General features: G+C 39.6%; 3 protein-coding genes. All 3 read right to left on the bottom strand.

What is annotated here, in order from left to right; translation table 11 throughout:
• Positions 1-148: 148 nt before the first annotated feature.
• Positions 149-1381, bottom strand: a complete 1233-nt coding sequence (locus CWC18_RS20710; RefSeq protein WP_138676046.1) for a carbohydrate porin — start codon at positions 1379-1381, stop codon at positions 149-151.
• Positions 1382-1847: 466 nt separating this feature from the next.
• A complete protein-coding gene (locus tag CWC18_RS20705; RefSeq protein ID WP_138593260.1) occupies positions 1848-2231 on the bottom strand; it encodes a nuclear transport factor 2 family protein in 384 nt (127 codons plus the stop codon).
• 113 nt (positions 2232-2344) lie between these two features.
• A complete protein-coding gene (locus CWC18_RS20700; RefSeq protein WP_249930163.1) occupies positions 2345-2788 on the bottom strand; it encodes a hypothetical protein in 444 nt (147 codons plus the stop codon).
• Between the last annotated feature and the right edge of the window lie 73 nt (positions 2789-2861).

Raw genomic sequence — 2861 nt, 5'->3', positions numbered from 1 at the left:
ATAAAGCTATTTTTCTCACTCTCGGCGTTGCGTTTATTTGTAATAGCCCAAACCTGAGGTTATTTGGTTAATATCAACCCAAAATGACAAAAGCCGCTTCATTAATCTAAAGCGGCTTTCTACTTCTAAAAGCTATGTACAATGCTGACTAAAAATAATAGCCAACATTAATATTAAAACGCCGTTCAAAAACATCACTGTTACCTGCTATTGAGCCACCAATGAACGGTTGGTTTGTCGCATGGACTAAATCAATATACGCGAACACAGCCCCTGCAGAGACTGATATCCCTGTGATATTCCTCCACGTGTTACTGGTCTCATCGATTTTATCGTAAACAACACCAAAATCATTATACAAATTAAGCTCGGTGATCGACCCAATATTCACTTTAAGATCATACGCAACACCAAAATTTGCAGACGATGCACCAGCAGCAATGGTGTCGTACATTGCATTGGCACCAATAGCAATTTGCTGCACATCACCTAATTGATACTCATATTGTGTGTGCTGAAAATGCAAGTGCCATTCGTTAATTTGACTCGATACATGTACCGCCCAAGCCTTATGATTGCCTTCACTGGCTACCCCATTATGCAAACCACCATGCAGCAGTGAAAACCCGACTTGAGTATTCCCCAATTGATGTTCAAACTGGTAGGCATAGCGCCCAGCAAAGGTATTATATTCCGCAAGCTTTTGGCTTGGCGCATCAAACAATCCCTCATTTTGTGAACGAGCACCGACTATGTCGACTGAATATCTGTCTTCTCGGCCCTGTGCCCCACCATCTATGCCCCCGAGGTCATCATTTTTGAAAAAACCAAGATCAAGACGCCAGTTATCATGCCCCTGTTTATTCACTACCAGCCCTAAATCATAATCCTCTTCAAGGCCGACAAAATAATTAGGACTCATAAAATAAGAATGTGAGCTATGTGGCGTATTACCAAATGGCACAGGTGCTAACCCAAGTTGAGCTTCCCAGTTTGACGCAAACTCATGATTAATATAGGCATATTTAACAACACGCATATAATCTAAAAAGCGAATCTCAGCATTAATGCCAATGTCCGCTACATCACCAGAAAAATTAAAGCGCACCAAATCAAAGTCAATATCCCCTCCTCGATTTTCAGCGTCCTCATCATAAGAAGTCATACTGTAATTAAACCGTATCGCGCCTCCAACCTTAACTCCTTGTGACCTTGCTTCAACTAAGCCCGTTTTACCTTTTTCTATGTCAGACACTTGCTTCTCTAGCTGAGCAATTTGTTGTTTAAGCACATCAAGCTCAGTTGAGGCAGCAAAAACAGTCGATGAAGTGAGACAAGACGCGCCAATTAATTTAACTATATAACCTGTACTGCGTAACATTAAATTGAATTTCCAGAGGGTAAAAACAAAAAGGAGCGCAAGATTAGCTTACAAAGACACTCGGTACAAATGAGCACATTTTGCATATTTTCGATGCTTGTAATAGAACTGTTTATGTAAGTTTCAAGGAGATTAAATTTGTGATTATATTGCAGTTACTCTGTAAGTTAGCTTTCATTTCACACGCAATTTTACAGCCATTATTAAGCTATAAAATGATGAGAGATCAGCGGTATAAGCAACCCTTGTTAATGTCCTGTACCGTCGTCGTTAAATGCAGTGAAAAGTATGCACAAACAACATAACATTACCGATTTTTTTCTTTTTAAAGTTTAACTGCTCAAAAGCTAAACACCGAGCAGCTAAAATATGGGCTGTTTACCTATAAACCAAGTGAGAAGAAGCAAATAGAATTGTCTGCGCATATCGCATAAACATTACTTCTGAGTTTAGGCGAAGATATATTTTACATAAAGACCACGCGCTTTATCAAACCATCAATCACTTCATAAGATGCAATAACGCGTATGCTGCGGTCAACTACCTTAGGATCTTCACTGCACGATTCAGCCAATTCATGATCAACCAATATGTTGTTATTTACGATACGGGTTAACGACACTGCCTGTAAACGTTTTAAACTGGCAAACTTAGGCCCATACGTGGTTATTAATGTCTCTTTACCTTTAAAGCGCAACCCACCAGGGAATTCATGAATTTCCACATCATCATGATAGGTCGCAGCAAATGCCTCAATATTGCGGTTATTATAAGCTTCAAGTTGACGGTCAACCACTTCTTGGGTCGCTACTTCTATATCTGACAACTGTATACCGTTATTATTACTCATGGTTTACTCGCAATTTTAATAAGTCGCTTAAGTCTATCATCACCTAACCCCATTACAGGCCCAAATTACACACACTATAAAGGTGAGCTAACGTTAAAAACACACAATATGCATTATTCTCCGAGCCACACGAGTTTAGCCTGCTCTATTATTACTTTGTACTGCTGTTCTGTGATTTTGCCACTGGCCAAGTCATCTTCAGCAGCCCAAGCAATCTTCGTATAATCGTTTTCTATACTTGCTAAAATATAACCTAACTTTCTTTCGGTTATGTTTCCTTCATGAAACTGAGCCATCGCCCTCTTTTTATTCCATGAAAGACCTTCAGGCAATTGAGGGAGAGAAAAGTCCAGCGTTAGTAACCGAGGCTCATCGATTGTGAACCCTTTTGCCAAAGCGCTTTGTGCACACTCGTAAAGCATGTAATCAATAGAGTCATCTAAGCCATAAAAGTGCCAATCAAACCCAGAGACGCATTCACCAACAACTACACCATTTTCATCACTAATATTAAGCGTTCTTTGCGCACACCCAGATAGTAAAGAAAATACAACAATAACCTTAATTAACCTGAGCTGCGCATAAGAAATTGAACTAAATTCCCTTATGATGATCAGATCTTTCGACCAA

The organism is Pseudoalteromonas aurantia, assembly GCF_005886875.1.
GTDB classification, from domain to species: domain Bacteria; phylum Pseudomonadota; class Gammaproteobacteria; order Enterobacterales; family Alteromonadaceae; genus Pseudoalteromonas; species Pseudoalteromonas aurantia_A.
The sequence above is the reverse complement of the archived record's forward strand: the minus strand, read 5'-3'. Positions and strand labels throughout refer to the sequence as shown.